At 69.2% G+C, this 13,935-nt stretch carries 14 protein-coding genes, 1 tRNA gene and 1 pseudogene; 10 read left to right on the forward strand and 6 right to left on the reverse strand.

Translation table 11 applies throughout. The features are described from left to right. Positions 1–259: 259 nt before the first annotated feature. From OG562_RS15475 to OG562_RS15490, 4 genes are all read left to right on the forward strand, one after another. On the forward strand, positions 260–1,501 hold the full coding sequence (locus tag OG562_RS15475; protein ID WP_266397773.1) for a helix-turn-helix domain-containing protein: 1,242 nt from the start codon (positions 260–262) through the stop codon (positions 1,499–1,501). Positions 1,502–1,667: 166 nt separating this feature from the next. Next, positions 1,668–2,270 (forward strand): oligoribonuclease, encoded by a 603-nt coding sequence (orn, locus tag OG562_RS15480; protein WP_266397775.1) that lies wholly within the window; start codon positions 1,668–1,670, stop codon positions 2,268–2,270. A 141-nt stretch (positions 2,271–2,411) separates the two neighbouring features. Next, positions 2,412–2,484, forward strand: a tRNA-His gene (locus OG562_RS15485). A 66-nt stretch (positions 2,485–2,550) separates the two neighbouring features. Beyond that, positions 2,551–3,063 carry a GNAT family N-acetyltransferase gene (locus tag OG562_RS15490; protein ID WP_266397778.1) on the forward strand — a complete coding sequence of 171 codons (513 nt, stop codon included), beginning with the start codon at positions 2,551–2,553 and terminating at the stop codon, positions 3,061–3,063. Between the two features lie 44 nt (positions 3,064–3,107). On the opposite strand, the gene OG562_RS15495 is transcribed toward OG562_RS15490, so the two are convergent. Further along, complete coding sequence (locus OG562_RS15495; protein WP_266397781.1) at positions 3,108–4,163, reverse strand: LacI family DNA-binding transcriptional regulator; 1,056 nt, start codon at positions 4,161–4,163, stop codon at positions 3,108–3,110. Between the two features lie 348 nt (positions 4,164–4,511). Between OG562_RS15495 and OG562_RS15500 the strand changes: the two genes are divergently transcribed. The 4 genes from OG562_RS15500 (at position 4,512) to OG562_RS15515 (ending at position 9,318) form a co-directional block, all read left to right on the forward strand. After that, entirely contained in the window at positions 4,512–5,840 is a 1,329-nt protein-coding gene (locus tag OG562_RS15500; RefSeq protein ID WP_266397784.1) for an ABC transporter substrate-binding protein, read from the forward strand. Between the two features lie 5 nt (positions 5,841–5,845). Continuing rightward, positions 5,846–6,856: a carbohydrate ABC transporter permease gene (locus OG562_RS15505; protein ID WP_266409278.1), complete on the forward strand. Its 1,011-nt coding sequence runs from the start codon at positions 5,846–5,848 to the stop codon at positions 6,854–6,856. A gap of 41 nt (positions 6,857–6,897) precedes the next feature. Beyond that, positions 6,898–7,785, forward strand: coding sequence for a carbohydrate ABC transporter permease (locus OG562_RS15510; RefSeq protein WP_266409279.1), 888 nt, complete (start codon positions 6,898–6,900; stop codon positions 7,783–7,785). Positions 7,786–7,887: 102 nt separating this feature from the next. After that, complete coding sequence (locus OG562_RS15515; protein WP_266397787.1) at positions 7,888–9,318, forward strand: GH1 family beta-glucosidase; 1,431 nt, start codon at positions 7,888–7,890, stop codon at positions 9,316–9,318. 204 nt (positions 9,319–9,522) lie between these two features. On the opposite strand, the gene OG562_RS15520 is transcribed toward OG562_RS15515, so the two are convergent. The 3 genes and pseudogenes from OG562_RS15520 to OG562_RS15530 form a co-directional block, all read right to left on the reverse strand. Continuing rightward, complete coding sequence (locus OG562_RS15520; RefSeq protein WP_266397788.1) at positions 9,523–9,942, reverse strand: PIN domain nuclease; 420 nt, start codon at positions 9,940–9,942, stop codon at positions 9,523–9,525. Continuing rightward, positions 9,939–10,148, reverse strand: coding sequence for a type II toxin-antitoxin system VapB family antitoxin (locus OG562_RS15525; protein WP_266397790.1), 210 nt, complete (start codon positions 10,146–10,148; stop codon positions 9,939–9,941). The genes OG562_RS15520 and OG562_RS15525 overlap by 4 nt, the downstream gene beginning before the upstream one ends. Before the next feature lie 68 nt (positions 10,149–10,216). Further along, positions 10,217–10,672: pseudogene (locus OG562_RS15530) on the reverse strand (helix-turn-helix transcriptional regulator); the annotation flags it as partial. On the opposite strand from OG562_RS15530, the gene OG562_RS15535 reads away from it, so the two are divergent. Continuing rightward, positions 10,637–11,287, forward strand: coding sequence for a hypothetical protein (locus tag OG562_RS15535; protein WP_266397791.1), 651 nt, complete (start codon positions 10,637–10,639; stop codon positions 11,285–11,287). The pseudogene OG562_RS15530 and the gene OG562_RS15535 sit on opposite strands and share 36 nt — an antisense overlap. A 101-nt stretch (positions 11,288–11,388) precedes the next feature. Here the strand turns inward: OG562_RS15535 and OG562_RS15540 are convergent, their stop codons facing one another. Together OG562_RS15540 and OG562_RS15545 are read right to left on the reverse strand one after the other, a co-directional pair. After that, complete coding sequence (locus OG562_RS15540; protein ID WP_266397792.1) at positions 11,389–12,306, reverse strand: hypothetical protein; 918 nt, start codon at positions 12,304–12,306, stop codon at positions 11,389–11,391. 70 nt (positions 12,307–12,376) lie between these two features. Beyond that, entirely contained in the window at positions 12,377–12,823 is a 447-nt protein-coding gene (locus OG562_RS15545; protein ID WP_266397793.1) for an ATP-binding protein, read from the reverse strand. Between the two features lie 226 nt (positions 12,824–13,049). Here OG562_RS15545 and OG562_RS15550 point away from each other — a divergent pair, with 226 nt between their 5' ends. After that, positions 13,050–13,931, forward strand: coding sequence for a helix-turn-helix transcriptional regulator (locus OG562_RS15550; protein WP_266397796.1), 882 nt, complete (start codon positions 13,050–13,052; stop codon positions 13,929–13,931). The last annotated feature ends 4 nt before the right edge of the window (positions 13,932–13,935 follow it).

The raw sequence follows: 13,935 nt of genomic DNA on the forward strand, positions 1-13,935 counted from the left end.
CGCACCCTACGGGGATTGGCCACCACGACGAGGCGCACTTCCCTGCACGGCCCACGAGTGCAACGCTTCGTGATCGAATGCTTCACGCCAAGTTGCCAAGTCGACAATCTGCCGGGTGGTGAACTGGCCACTCCGGCACCACGCGACACAGTAGATTCGATCTTGACTGTCTACGGCGGGGGACTCGTGCAGGACCGAGGGGAAACGTGCAGGAGCGACACAACCGAGGAGCCGCGACCACCGAGGGGGGCTTAGCAGTATGAGCCACGACTCCACTGCCGCGCCGGAAGCCGCGGCCCGGAAACTTTCCGGGCGACGCCGCAAGGAGATCGTCGCGGTGCTGCTGTTCAGCGGCGGCCCCATCTTCGAGAGTTCCATTCCGCTGTCGGTGTTCGGGATTGACCGCCAGGACGCCGGCGTGCCGCGATATCGCCTGTTGGTGTGCGGCGGCGAAGAGGGTCCGCTACGCACCACAGGGGGCCTGGAACTCACCGCGCCACATGGCTTGGAAGCGATCTCGCGAGCGGGCACGGTCGTCGTACCGGCCTGGCGTTCGATCACTTCTCCGCCACCGGAGGAGGCGCTCGACGCGCTGCGCCGGGCGCACGAAGAGGGCGCCCGCATCGTGGGCCTGTGCACCGGCGCATTCGTGCTGGCTGCGGCGGGCCTGCTGGACGGCCGACCGGCCACGACCCACTGGATGTACGCACCGACGCTGGCCAAGCGCTATCCGTCGGTGCACGTGGATCCACGAGAACTCTTCGTGGACGACGGCGACGTACTGACGTCGGCGGGTACGGCGGCCGGAATCGATCTCTGTCTTCATATCGTGCGGACGGACCACGGCAACGAGGCGGCGGGCGCGCTGGCCCGGCGTCTGGTGGTCCCCCCGCGCCGATCGGGCGGCCAGGAGCGCTATCTCGACCGGTCTTTACCAGAGGAGATCGGCGCCGACCCGCTCGCCGAGGTCGTCGCCTGGGCGCTGGAGCATCTCCACGAGCAGTTCGACGTGGAGACGCTGGCCGCGCGCGCGTACATGAGCCGCCGGACGTTCGACCGTCGCTTCCGGTCCCTGACCGGCAGCGCACCGCTCCAGTGGCTGATCACCCAGCGCGTCCTGCAGGCGCAGCGCCTGCTGGAGACGTCGGACTACTCGGTGGACGAGGTCGCGGGCCGCTGCGGCTTCCGTTCGCCGGTGGCCCTGCGCGGCCACTTCCGCCGTCAGCTGGGCTCGTCCCCGGCCGCGTACCGGGCGGCGTACCGGGCCCGCAGGCCGCAGGCCGAACGCCCGACGGAGAGCGAGCCGCGGGAGCCGGCTCCTTCGGGCGCGCCGACGGGCCCGCCGTCGGTGCTGCATCCGGAGGGCCCGGGTCCGGTGCCGCCCCAGCTGAGGCGTACCGCCTCCGCGGGCGCGGTGGGTTCGGGATCGTCCCTGTCGGACCACGGCCGTGACGCGTACGCATCACGGGCGAGCCTGCCGGGGCAGCGCAGCGGCATGTGACCGTGTAAGGGATTCCTCAAGCGCCGGACGGGTGTTTCAGCCCGTCCGGCGTTCGAGCACGAGGCCCCTTCAGGGCCGAAGCGGAGGCCGGGGGGCGACAGCCCCCAGCAAGGTCGGCACCGACCTGGGGCGTCCTAAAAGCCGACGTCAGCTTTAGGGTGGTCGCATGAACGATCGCATGGTGTGGATCGACTGCGAGATGACCGGCCTCTCGCTGTCCGAAGACGCTCTCATCGAGGTGGCCGCCCTCGTCACCGACTCCGAGCTGAACATTCTCGGCGACGGTGTCGACATCGTCGTCCGGCCGCCGGACAGGGCACTGGAGACGATGCCGGACGTGGTGCGCCAGATGCACACCACGTCGGGGCTGCTCGAGGAGCTGGCCGGCGGGACGACGCTCGCCGAGGCCGAGGAGCAGGTGCTCGCGTATGTGAAGGAGCATGTGAAGGAGCCCGGGAAGGCGCCGCTGTGCGGCAACTCCGTGGGCACCGACCGCGGCTTCCTGCTGCGGGACATGCCGGCGCTGGAGGGCTACCTCCACTACCGCATCGTGGACGTCTCCTCGATCAAGGAGCTGGCCCGGCGCTGGTTCCCGCGGGCGTACTTCAACAGCCCCGAGAAGAACGGCAACCACCGCGCCCTCGCCGACATCCGCGAGTCCATCGCGGAACTGCGTTACTACCGCGAGGCCGTGTTCGTGCCCCAGCCCGGACCGGACTCCGACACCGCCAAGGCGATCGCCGCCAAGCACGTCCTGCCCACCCACTAGAACCCCCGCCACAAGCCCCGCTGGAAGCCCCGCAGAAGTCCCGCGAACGGCCCCGAGAAAGCCGTGCGCGAGCACCCCTTCGGACCCTGTACACTTTTTCTCAGCCGGTCGGAGAAACCACCAAGTGAACCGCCGGTCATGGTGGGTGTAGCTCAGCTGGTAGAGCACCTGGTTGTGGTCCAGGATGCCGCGGGTTCGAGTCCCGTCACTCACCCTGAGTCATCAGCCGGTGACTTCCCGTAAGGGAGGTCACCGGCTGATGTGTTTCCCGGGAGCAGTCATGCGGTCGTCCGCCATACCCGCCGAGCCGATCAGCACCGCCCGCCTCGCCCTCCTCCCCCTGCGCGTCGCACACGCGCGGGAGATGGCCGCCGTTCTCGACGATCCCGCGCTGCACACCTTCATCGGCGGCTCCCCCCACCCGGCCGAGGCGCTGCGGGCGCGCTACGAGCGGCTCGTCGCCGGGTCCCCGGATCCGGGCGTCGGCTGGTGCAACTGGGTGCTGCGGGAAGGGACTTGCCTGGTCGGCACCGTCCAGGCGACCGTCACGGACGAGGGGCGTCTCGCCGAGATCGCCTGGGTCGTCGGCGTCCCCTGGCAGGGCCGCGGACTCGCCTCCGAGGCGGCCCGGGGACTCGTCGGGTGGCTCCGGCAACAGGGCGTTCGTACGGTCGTGGCGCACATCCATCCCGAGCACCGGGCGTCGGCCGCCGTGGCCGCGGCGGCCGGACTGTCCCCGACGGAGGAACAGCAGGACGGCGAGACCAGATGGCGACTCGACCTGCCCCGCTGATCAGCCGCCGCACCCGCCCTCCGACCTGATCCGCCGGACCGGCCCTAGGAAGAAGCCCGTCCCACCAGCTCCGCGGCCAGCACCACCTGGCGCGGCTCCAGGCCCCGGGACACCGCCGGGCGGCGGTCCGCGATCTCCGTCAGCAGCAGGTCCAGCATCCTGCGGCCCATCTCCTCTATGGGCTGACGGACGCTGGTCATGGGCGGGTCCATGTGGCGGGCGATCGCCGAGTCGTCGTAGCCGACCAGGGCCACGTCCTCGGGGATGCGGCGGCCCGCCTCGCGCAGGGCCTGGCGGGCGCCGGCCGCCATCACGTCCGAGCCGGCGAACACCGCGTCGAGGGAGGGGGTGCGGGCGAGGAGGTCCGTCATCGCCCGGTGGCCGCCCTCCTCGGTGAAGTCGCCCAGCTCGATGAGGCCCTCGTCCACCTCGTGGCCCGCGTCGCGCAGGGCGTCGCGGTAGCCGTCGACGCGCCGCTGAGCACCGTAGACGTCGAGGCGGCCGGTGATGTGGGCGATGCGGGTGCGACCGCGGGACAGCAGATGCTCGACCGCCGAACGCGCGCCGCCGTAGTTGTCGGAGTCCACGGAGGGGAGGGTCTCCGCGGCCGAGCGCGGGCCGCTGATCACCGCCGGGATCTCCAGCTGGGAGAGGAGGTCGGGGAGCGGGTCGTCGGCGTGGACCGAGACCAGCAGCACGCCGTCCACGCGGTGCGCCGCGAGGTACTGGGCGAGCCTTCGCCGTTCGCGGTCGCTACCCGCGAAGATCAGCAGCAACTGCATCTCGGTGTCGGCGAGTTCCGCGCCCACACCGCGCAGCATGTCCGAGAAGTACGGTTCGGCGAAGAAACGGGTTTCCGGCTCGGGGACGACCAGGGCGATCGCGTCCGTGCGGTTGGCGGCGAGGGCGCGGGCGGCCGTGTTGGGGACGTAGCCGAGTTCCGCGACCGCCGCCTCGACGGCCGCGCGGGTCGCGTCGCTGACTCTCGGCGAGCCGTTGATCACCCGGGAGACGGTGCCGCGGCCGACGCCGGCGCGTGCGGCCACCTCTTCGAGGGTCGGCCGACCACCGCTCCGCCCCCGTGGTCCGTGGCTTGCCATGGGCTCCGCCTTCCCGCCGTCGTCATCACGCTGGCCTGGAATCTAACAGTCCCGACTGTTCGACCGATCGTCGCCCGACAGTCTGTTCTATCCCGAAATGGGCCATATGTGCACCACTCTCCGGGGTTAGCTAACAGCCCGATAACTGAACGCATCTCTCCGCGCCCCCACCCTTGACACCCCCGCCCGAACCGACGACTCTTCAACACATCACCTGTGGGAGCGCTCCCACGGTACCTGACACATACACATCCCGCACGTTCCCCGCCCGAGCCGCAGCGAGTAACTAACGGGCCCAACAATGCAGTTGGCCGGGGGGTCGGCACGTCAGGGCAACAGGAGGACGCAATGCGAGCACGTACCCGAACCACCCGCCGGGTGGTGGTCCTCGCGGCCGTCGCGTCGCTGGGCGCCGGGCTGCTGGCCGGCTGTGCCGACGACGGCAAGGACAGCGCTTCCGACGATTCCTCGTCGGGCGGAGGCAAGGGCCAGACGACGATCACGCTGGGCCTGTTCGGCACCTTCGGCTTCAAGGAGGCCGGTCTCTACACCGAGTACGAGAAGCTCCACCCCGACATCAAGATCGCCGAGAACGTCACGGAGAAGAACGAGAACTACTACCCGGCGCTCGTCAACCACCTCACCACCAACAGCGGCCTGATGGACGTCCAGGCCATCGAAGTGGGCAACATCGCCGAGGTCGTGGCCACCCAGGCGGCCAAGTTCGAGGACATGTCGAAGGTCTCGGGCGTCGACAAGAGCCAATGGCTGGACTGGAAGTGGTCGCAGGCCACCTCCAAGGACGGCCAGACGATCGGCCTCGGCACCGACGTCGGCCCGATGGCCCTCTGCTACCGCAAGGACCTCTTCGAGGCGGCCGGTCTGCCCACCGACCGCGAGAAGGTCGGCGCGCTGTGGGCGGGCGACTGGAACAAGTTCATCACCGCCGGCGAGCAGTACAAGGAGAAGGCCAAGGCGGGCACGTTCTTCATGGACTCCCCCGGCGGTCTGCTCAACGCCATCCTCAGCAGTGAGAAGGAGAAGTTCTACGACTCCTCCGGCGAGATCATCTACAAGACGAACCCGGCCGTGAAGGCCGCGTTCGACCTGAGCGCGAAGGCCGCCGAGGAGGGCCTGGTCCAGGCCCAGTCCCAGTTCACGCCGGCCTGGAACACGACGATCGCCCAGAGCAAGTTCGCCACCATCGCCTGCCCGCCGTGGATGCTCGGCACCATCAAGGGCAACGCGAAGGCCGAGGACGCCGGCAAGTGGGACGTGGCCGTCGCGCCCAAGTCCGGCAACTGGGGCGGCTCCTTCCTGGGCGTGCCCAAGAGCGGCAAGCACGTGAAGGAGGCCGAGGAGCTCGTCAAGTGGCTGACCGCGCCCGAGCAGCAGGCGAAGCTCTTCAAGGTGCAGGGCAACTTCCCGAGCGCGCCGAGCACGTACACGATGGCGGAGGTGACCGGCGCCAAGAACGCGATGACCGGTGACTCGCCGGTCGGCACGGTCTTCTCCGAGGCCGCCAAGACCGCCCCGGTGCAGGTGATCGGCCCGAAGGACCAGATCATCCAGCAGGGCCTGTCCGACAACGGCGTCTTCCTCGTGACGAAGGGCAAGTCGGCGGCGGAGGCCTGGTCCACGGCCACCAAGACCATCGACAACAACCTGGACAAGTGACCCGTATGGCCACCCGCCACGACACCGCCGCGCCCCCCGCCAAGGAGGGGGGCGCGGCCCCGGGCCGCCCGGCCGCCGTTCCCACGGAGGCGGAGCAGCGGCATCGGGCCCGGCTGTCCCGCCGCTGGCAGCGGGACAAGCGCTGGAGTCCGTACGCCTTCGTCTCGCCGTTCTTCCTGCTGTTCGTCGCGTTCGGCCTGTTCCCGCTGATCTACACCGGCTGGGCGTCGCTGCACCAGGTGGAGCTGACCTCGCCCACCGACATGACATGGGTGGGGATGCGCAACTACTCGCGCATCTTCGACGACGACTTCTTCTGGAACGCGGCGAAGAACACCCTGACGATCGGGATCATCTCGACCGTTCCGCAGCTGCTGATGGCCATGGGCCTCGCCCACATCCTCAACTACAAGCTGCGCGCCTCGACCTTCTACCGGGTCGCGATGCTCGCGCCGTACGCGACCTCGATCGCGGCCGCCTCCCTGGTCTTCGTGCTGCTCTTCGGGCGCGACTACGGCATGATCAACTGGGCGCTGCACTTCGTCGGGATCGACGCGATCGACTGGCAGAACGACAAGTGGCCGTCGCAGATCGCCGTCTCGTCGATCATCATCTGGCGGTGGACCGGCTACAACGCGCTGATCTACCTGGCCGCGATGCAGGCGATCCCGCAGGACCTGTACGAGTCGGCGGCGCTGGACGGCGCGAGCCGCTGGAAGCAGTTCCTGCACGTGACGCTGCCGTCGCTGCGGCCGACGATCCTGTTCACGGTCGTCGTGTCGACGATCGGCGCCAGTCAGGTCTTCGGCGAGCCGCTGCTGTTCGACGCCAACAAGGGCGCGTCGGGCGGCGCGGAGCACCAGTTCCAGACGCTGGGCCTGTACCTGTACGAGCAGGGCTGGGTGAACCAGCACCTGGGCCGGGCCTCGGCCATCGCCTGGACGATGTTCCTGATCCTGATCGTGGTCGGCATCGTCAACTACGTCATCTCGCGCCGGCTGCGCGCCAGTAGTTAGGAGTACCGGCCGTGACGACGACGACAACGACCGCGAAGTCCGTGGAACCCGACGACGCCGTGCCGACGGCCCGGAAGGTGCGCCGGCCGAAGTCCGCGCGGGCCGGCGGGCAGATGCACGGCGGACCGATCGCCTACATCATCCTGGGCGTGTTCACCCTCGTCTCGCTGCTCCCGCTGGTGTGGACGGCGATCGCCGCGTCCCGCGACAACAACCGGCTGGCAGAGAACCCGCCGCCGTTCGTGTTCGGCTCCAACCTCTTCCACAACCTGGACGTGGCCTGGAACGACGCGAACCTGGGCAAGGCGTTCGTCAACACGACCATCGTGGCGGGGATTTCGGCGGCGACCGTCGTCTTCCTGTCGACGATCGCCGGATTCGCCTTCGCCAAGCTCCGGTTCCGGGGCCGGGGCGCGCTGATGCTGATCGTGATCGGCACGATGATGGTGCCGCCGCAGTTGAGCATCATCCCCATGTACATGATGGTCGCCAAGCTGGAGTGGACGGACCAGCTCCAGGCGGTGATCCTGCCGTCGCTGGTGAGCGCGTTCGGTGTGTTCTTCATGCGGCAGTACCTCATCCAGGCGCTGCCCGACGAGATCATCGAGGCGGCCCGGGTGGACGGCGCGAGCAGCTGGCGCGTGGTGTGGCACGTGGTGTTCCCCGCGGCGCGCCCGGCGATGGCGGTGCTCGGCATGCTGATGTTCGTCCAGACGTGGAACGACTTCCTGTGGCCGTTCCTGGTGCTGAGCCAGACCGGCAACCCGACCGTGCAGGTCGCGCTCGCCGGCCTCGGCCGCGGGTACACGCCCGACCAGTCCCTGATCATGGCGGGCGCGCTGCTGGGCACGCTGCCGCTGCTGCTGGTCTTCGCGATCTTCGGCAAGCAGATCGTGGGCGGCATCATGCAGGGCGCTGTGAAGGGCTGACGCCTTCGTTTCCAGGGGGTCGAGTCACCGCGGCCTCGGCCCCCTTCGCACGACTTCCCCCCAACCTCGTCGATCTCGACGACCACTCATGGGAGCGCTTCCATGCCTCAGCCCGTTACCCCGGTGACCTTTCCTCCCGCTTTCCTCTGGGGCGCGGCGACGTCCGCGTACCAGATCGAGGGAGCGGTGCGGGAGGACGGCCGTACCCCCTCGATCTGGGACACCTTCAGTCATACGCCGGGCAGGACGGCCGGCGGCGAGACCGGTGACATCGCTGTCGACCACTACCACCGCTACCGCGACGACGTGGCCCTGATGGCGGACCTCGGCCTGACGGCGTACCGCTTCTCGATCTCCTGGTCCCGGGTCCAGCCGACCGGCCGGGGCCCCGCGGTCCAGGTGGGCCTGGACTTCTACCGCCGGCTGGTGGACGAGCTGCTGGCGAAGGGCATCAAGCCCGCCGTCACGCTCTACCACTGGGACCTGCCCCAGGAGCTGGAGGACGCGGGCGGCTGGCCGGAGCGGGACACGGCGTTCCGGTTCGCGGAGTACGCGCAGATCGTCGGGGAGGCGCTCGGCGACCGCGTGGAGAACTGGATCACGCTGAACGAGCCGTGGTGCAGCGCGTTCCTGGGCTACGCGTCGGGCGTGCACGCGCCGGGCCGCACGGACCCGGCGGCGTCCCTGAAGGCGGCACACCACCTCAACCTGGCGCACGGCCTGGGCACGTCGGCGCTGCGCGCGGCCATGCCCGCCCGCAACTCCATCGCCGTCAGCCTCAACTCCTCGGTGGTACGGCCTCTTTCGCCCGGCGACCCGGCGGATCTGGCGGCGGTCCAGAAGATCGACGACCTGGCCAACGGCGTCTTCCACGGCCCGATGCTGCGCGGCGCGTACCCGGAGACGCTGCTGGCCGCGACCTCGTCGCTGACGGACTGGTCCTACGTCCTCGACGGCGACCTGCGCGCCATCAACCAGCCCCTGGACGCGCTGGGCCTGAACTACTACACGCCCACGCTGGTCTCCGCGACGGACGCGGCGGCGAAGGGTCCGAGGTCGGACGGCCACGGCGCGAGCGACCACTCCCCCTGGCCGGCCGCGGACGACGTCGCCTTCCACCAGACCCCGGGCGAGCGCACCGAGATGGGCTGGACGATCGACCCGACGGGCCTGCACGACCTGATCATGCGCTACACGAGGGAGGCCCCGGGCCTGCCCCTGTACGTGACGGAGAACGGCGCGGCCTACGACGACAAGCCCGACCCCGAGGGCCGCGTCCACGACCCGGAGCGGATCGCGTACCTCCACGGCCACCTCTCGGCGGTCCGCCGCGCCATCACCGACGGCGCGGACGTCCGTGGCTACTACCTGTGGTCCCTGATGGACAACTTCGAGTGGGCGTACGGCTACGAGAAGCGCTTCGGCGCGGTGTACGTGGACTACGCGACGCTGGCCCGCACCCCGAAGTCGAGCGCACGGTGGTACGGGGAGGCGGCTCGGACGGGGACGCTGCCGGGGGTCGAGACGGCCTGATCGCATGACCCACGTGGCTCACCTGACCCACACGACCCACGTGGCTCACATGACCATCTGGCCTGGGGGCAGGGGGAGGGGCGCGGCACGCTGTGGGGGCGTGCCGCGCCCCACTGTCGTGTGCGGCAGCGCCCCGCTGTCATGTACGGCAGTGCCCCGCTGTCATGTGCGGCGCGGATCCCGTCCCGGTCGGAGCCGCTGAACTCAGAGGCGGCCTGGGGCCGCGAGCCACTGAGTGGGCTGCCCGGTGACCGAGGCGATGGTCTCGAAGTCGTTGTCGTAGTGCAGCATGGTCAGCCCCTGGAGTTCGGCCGTCGCGGCGACGAGCAGGTCCACCGCACCCGCGGATCGATGTCGGCCCTTCTCGGTGAGTTCCCGTTGCACGTCCCATGCGCGGGTGACCGCCCGGTCGTCCAAGGGAGTCCAGCCGAACAGCAGGTCCAGATCGTGGGCCAGCGCGGCCCGGTCCTCGGCGTTCCTGGCGCTGCACAGAAACTCGACCTCGGTCAGCGGACAGCGCGCGATCAGGCCCTCTTCCAAGGGTTTCTCCCAGAGGGCGCGGGCAGGCCGCCGCAGGATGCGGACGAGAGCGCTGGTGTCGATGAGGTAGACGGCCGTGCTCATCGACGGTAGTTCTCCTTGTCCAGCAACACGTCGAAGTCGCCCGCGTCCGCCCGCGCCGCGAGCCGGGCCAGCGCGAGGGCACGCTTCTTGCGTTCGACGCCTTCCCTGAGGGCGGCGTTGACCGTGTCCTTCTTGGTCTTGGTCCCGAACGCTATGGCCGCCTCGGCCAGCAGGTCCTCGTCGATGTCGATCAGCGTCTTGGTCACGAGAGGGCCTCCTGGATATCCACGAACGACTCCAGTATATCCACCAGCTCGAACCAGGTCGCCCTCCGTCAGGAGCAGTGCGGCGGGGGAAGCTGGCGGGTCTGGTGCGTCTGGTGCGTCTGGTGCGTCTGGTGCGTCTGGTGCGTCTGGTGCGTCTGGTGCGTCTGGTGACGGTATTCGGTGGGCGGTATTCCGTAGGCGGTTCGGAAGGCGCGGCTGAAGTCGGCGGGGCGGGGGATGCCCCAGCGGGCGGCGATGGTGTGGATCGGGGTGGCGTGCAGGGTGGGGTTGGCCAGGTCGCGGCGGGCGCCTTCGAGTCGTTGGCCGCGGATCCAGGCCGCGACGGTCTCACTCTGTGGCTGCTGTTGGAAGAGGCGGTGCAGGTAGCTGAGGGAGATGTGGTGGGCAGCGGCGATCACAGGCGGGGTGAGTTCGGGGTCGTGCAGGTTCTGCCGGATGAACGTCCGGATGCGCTCGGTGAGAGCCCGTTGGCGGGTCTCCGGCTCCAGGGCGGCCTCGGCGTCACCGCCCGCGACCGGGAACGCCGGACGGCCGTCCGCGCGACCCGACGCCTACGGGTCTTCTCCACCGCCGTGACCGTGTTGCTCGTCTTCGCCGTCCTCGCCGCAGGCCTCGCCTACGGCCAACGCCAGACCGCCCTCGCGCAGCAACGCACCGCGCTCTCCCGCCAGCTCGCCGCCCAGTCGACGGCACTGGCCGACACGGATCCGGACCTGGCGGCGCTGCTGGCCGTGGAGGCGTACCGGACGAGTCCTACGCGGGAGGCCGAGACCAGGCTCTATGCCATGGAGAGCGGACCCTTGGTGCGTACGTTCCCCGACTGCGGCACCTGCCGTGCCCCGGTGTTCCGCCCCGATGGCCGTATTCTGGCGCTCGACTCGGACGAGATACGGCTGTTCGATCCGGTCACCGGCCGGACCAAGACCATACTGTCGGGCTACGAACTGCCCCGGTCCTGGCGACTCTCAGCCCCGACGGCCGTACCCTCGCCACCGGCAGCCACGACGGCTCCGTACGCACCTGGGACGCAGACCTACCCACCCCAGCCAGTGCGATCCGCCGGATCCAACGAGCCGTCAACCGCGACCTCACCCCCGAGGAACGCTCGCTGTACCTAACGAGCCAGGGAACCGAGCCCGTCCTCCGGGGCCACGACCGCCACGCCAAGCGACACCCTGACCGACACCCGCCGGAGGCACTTCATGTGAGTGAGCGCTGGTTACGCCACCTCGAACAGCTCGTTGGTGTCCGCCGCCGTAAGCGCCCGGTCGAACCAGGTGCCCAGGGTGTCCAGGTCGGTGCAGGCGGTGATGCGCTCCCGAGCGTCTTCGAGGACCTCGACGCCTCGCAGACCGAGGATGCGAATGATGTCTTCGGCCCGGCCCTCGGCCCGACCCTCGGCTCGCCCCTTGGCTTCACCCTCTGCGCGTCCCCGGAGGCGGGTCTCTTCAATGAGGGTGCCACTGCCGGGGAAGCGGCTTGCGGGCGGCAGGTTCATCAGTTGCCTCCAGAGTCGACGAGCCCGAGCGTCGCCCAGGCCGATCTCGGTGTATTCGGCCCAGGCCTCCGCGGTCTTGCTATGAGCGCCGGTCAGTGCCGTCGCCAACGCTTCCAGTATCACAGGAAGGCCCGGGTCTTTGGCGTGAGCGAGCGCGGAGAAGACGGCGAGTGGCAGGTCCTGCGCCGCCTCCTCGGGGTCGGTGATCGCGGGAAGGTTGCCCGGGCCCAGGACCAGGGGAAACACCGCCAGGCTGGTGTGGACGGGAAGGCCGATGCGGATGGGTTCGGCGGCCCAAGACGCGGTGGCCTTGTCCCCGCAGACGACCAGCAGGATCGGCGGGAGCGCGTACTTGGCGTAGAGGTGAGCCAAGTAGTACGTCCAGCTGTTGAGCTTGTCCTGGACCGGTTTGCTCTGGGCCTCGACGGCGAGCAGAAAGCTGCCGCTGTCTGCCGTGTCGACCCGGAGCAGGGTGTCCACCCGGCGTTCGAGCGGCTTGATCTCGGTGAGATCCGTGTCGAGGGTCCGGATCTCCGTGGGTTCGGGGAAGGGGATGCCGGCCCGGGGAAGCGCCCGGGCGAACAGCCCCGGGTCCTCCCTGAAGATCTGGTGCATCGCCTCGTGTGCTGAGCTGACCATGAGACAGGAACGTAGCGAGGCGTCTCAGTTCCGGCGGTCGAAACAGTAGCCCGTTCAGTCGAACGAATGACTATGCCTCTGACTCATGCCAGACGCTGGCCATTTCGGCCTCTTGGATTCCCACCAGCTCGAACCACGTCGCCTTCCCCCGGCCCGGACCGTGTGTGCACACGCCCCAGGCGTCGGCGCCGGTGGAGATGAGGTGTATGCCGCGGCCGTCCTCGTCGTTGTGGGTGGAGGTACGGAGGGCGGGCAGGCCGGGGGCCTCGTCCTGGATGAGGATGCGGAGGCGGTGGGGATCGGTCCAGCCGGCGTGGAGGGTGACGGGGGTGGTGCAGCCCTTGTCCGTGCAGGCGTTGATGGCGTTGGTGACGGCTTCCGAGGTCAGCAGGACTGCCGTGTCGGTGAGGTCCTGGCGGGCCGAGGCGGTGAGGAGGGTGCGGATCGTTTCGCGGGCGGTGCGGACCCAGGCGGGGTGGGGTGGGAACGTGAGGGAGACGCTGGGCGGGTCGTCCACGGAGGGCTCCTTCTCGGGGGTGGGTGTCCACGCGGTGACCAGGTCCGGGCCTCTGTAACTGGCTTGAGGGCGGGGGTACTTCCGGGTGGCGCTTGCTGTCGACGGTAGGGAAATGTTTTCCTTTGCCGCAAGCTTCTCCCGCACCTGTCACCCAAGTGGGTGATCAGCCGACAGCGCGATGACTCACGGTCGTCGAGGTCGGCAGACTGCTGGCCAGGAGGTCCACATGGCACCCAGAAGCAACCCCAGCGAACGTCAGCGCAGGCTCGGAGCCGAGCTGCGCAAACTGCGCCTCCGCGCCGGACTCACCGGCGAGCAGGCGGCGGCTTTCCTGGGCGCGGACCGCGCCCGCATCAGCAACATCGAGACCGGGCGCATCGACGTGTCCCGCAACCGCCTGTACATGGTGCTCCGGCACTACGACTGTCCGCCGGGGCCGTACTTCGACGCCGTCATGGCCATGGCACAGGAGAACGGAAAAGGCTGGTGGCACGAGTTCACCGACACCATCGGCCCGGCGGGCCGGGATCTGGCCGAGCTCGAATCCCGTTCGACGATACTGAGGACCCACAATCCGCTGGTGATCCCGGGCATGCTCCAGACCGAGGAGTACGCCCACGCCGTCCTCACCGCGACCGAGTCGGAGCCTCAACGGGCCGATCGATACGCCGAGTTCCGCATGGCCCGGCAACAGGTGCTGACCAGCGGCTCACCCGCCGCCTACCACGCGATCATCCACGAAGCCGCCCTGCACACCCGGGTCGGCAGCCCGGAGGTCATGCGAAAGCAGCTGCTGCGGTTGATGGAGGTCTCCCGGCTGTCCAACGTGACGGTGCAGGTGTACCCGTTCGAGGCAGGTGTCTACGCCGCCCACAGCCGGTCGTTCGTCATCTTCGGGACCGGCGTCCCTGAACTGGACACGGTCTACCTGGAACACCCGACGAACTCGCTCCTGCTGTGGGATGGAGCCGAACTCGATGAGTACGCCAAGATGTTCGAGCGACTCTCGGAGCTGGCGCTGGCACCCGTGGACCCGCAGTCAGCACCCGAGTCACATGAGTCACGCGACTCGCTGAGCCTCATCCAGCACGTCATGTACACCCTGTGAAAGG

The organism is Streptomyces sp. NBC_01275 (assembly GCF_026340655.1).
GTDB lineage: Bacteria > Actinomycetota > Actinomycetes > Streptomycetales > Streptomycetaceae > Streptomyces.

Excerpts from the sequence above, each read along its gene's own strand:
- OG562_RS15475 (WP_266397773.1), top strand. The coding sequence starts at position 260 with ATGAGCCACGACTCCACTGCCGCGCCGGAAGCCGCGGCCCGGAAACTT.
- orn (WP_266397775.1), top strand. The coding sequence starts at position 1,668 with ATGAACGATCGCATGGTGTGGATCGACTGCGAGATGACCGGCCTCTCG.
- OG562_RS15490 (WP_266397778.1), top strand. The coding sequence starts at position 2,551 with ATGCGGTCGTCCGCCATACCCGCCGAGCCGATCAGCACCGCCCGCCTC.
- OG562_RS15495 (WP_266397781.1), bottom strand. The coding sequence starts at position 4,163 with ATGGCAAGCCACGGACCACGGGGGCGGAGCGGTGGTCGGCCGACCCTC.
- OG562_RS15500 (WP_266397784.1), top strand. The coding sequence starts at position 4,512 with ATGCGAGCACGTACCCGAACCACCCGCCGGGTGGTGGTCCTCGCGGCC.
- OG562_RS15505 (WP_266409278.1), top strand. The coding sequence starts at position 5,846 with ATGGCCACCCGCCACGACACCGCCGCGCCCCCCGCCAAGGAGGGGGGC.
- OG562_RS15515 (WP_266397787.1), top strand. The coding sequence starts at position 7,888 with ATGCCTCAGCCCGTTACCCCGGTGACCTTTCCTCCCGCTTTCCTCTGG.
- OG562_RS15520 (WP_266397788.1), bottom strand. The coding sequence starts at position 9,942 with ATGAGCACGGCCGTCTACCTCATCGACACCAGCGCTCTCGTCCGCATC.
- OG562_RS15540 (WP_266397792.1), bottom strand. The coding sequence starts at position 12,306 with ATGGTCAGCTCAGCACACGAGGCGATGCACCAGATCTTCAGGGAGGAC.
- OG562_RS15550 (WP_266397796.1), top strand. The coding sequence starts at position 13,050 with ATGGCACCCAGAAGCAACCCCAGCGAACGTCAGCGCAGGCTCGGAGCC.